This is a genomic window from Kitasatospora putterlickiae (genome assembly GCF_039527695.1).
Lineage (GTDB): Bacteria > Actinomycetota > Actinomycetes > Streptomycetales > Streptomycetaceae > Kitasatospora > Kitasatospora putterlickiae.
Genome location: NZ_BAAAKJ010000119.1, coordinates 10,489 through 10,994, shown reverse-complemented (window position 1 = coordinate 10,994; position 506 = coordinate 10,489). Strand labels below are relative to the sequence as shown.

General features: G+C 79.8%; 1 pseudogene. It reads left to right on the top strand.

Annotated features, from left to right (window positions below):
- Window positions 1-506 (top strand): annotated as a pseudogene (locus ABD308_RS12440) (hypothetical protein); the annotation flags it as partial.

The window sequence follows — 506 nt, the reverse complement described above, 5'->3', positions numbered from 1 at the left end:
ACGGGCACGCAGCCGGGCCGCGGCCCGGTCGGCGAGACGGTGGCCGACGTTCCCGGCTCCGGCGCTGGTTCCGGCGCCGGCTCTGGTTCCGGCTCTGGTTCCGGCGAAGCCCCGGCGGCGGACGGAGCGGCGGGCGAGGGCGGCTCGGGCACCACGGCCGGCCCGGCCCGGGCCCGGCGCGCGCCCGAGCGCAGCCAGGCCGAGCAGGACGAGATCTTCGCCGCGCTGGTCGCCCAGTTCGACGACCCGGTCGACCTCAACAACCCCAACTGGCCGGAGATCGAGAACCTCCGGGCGCGCGGCGAGCTCAAGGGCTTCAAGGACCCCGGCGAGGGCCTCCCCGGCGGCACCGGCGACCTCTCCGACCTGGCGCCCCAGCCGCGGCCGCGCTCCGGCCGGCCGGTCGTGCCGGCCGCCGGCTCCGGCCCGCGCGACTTCGAGCTGGCCGAGGACCCCGACGAGGGCCACTTCGAGCCGCCGGAGCCGCCGCCGCTGCCGGCGGGCGG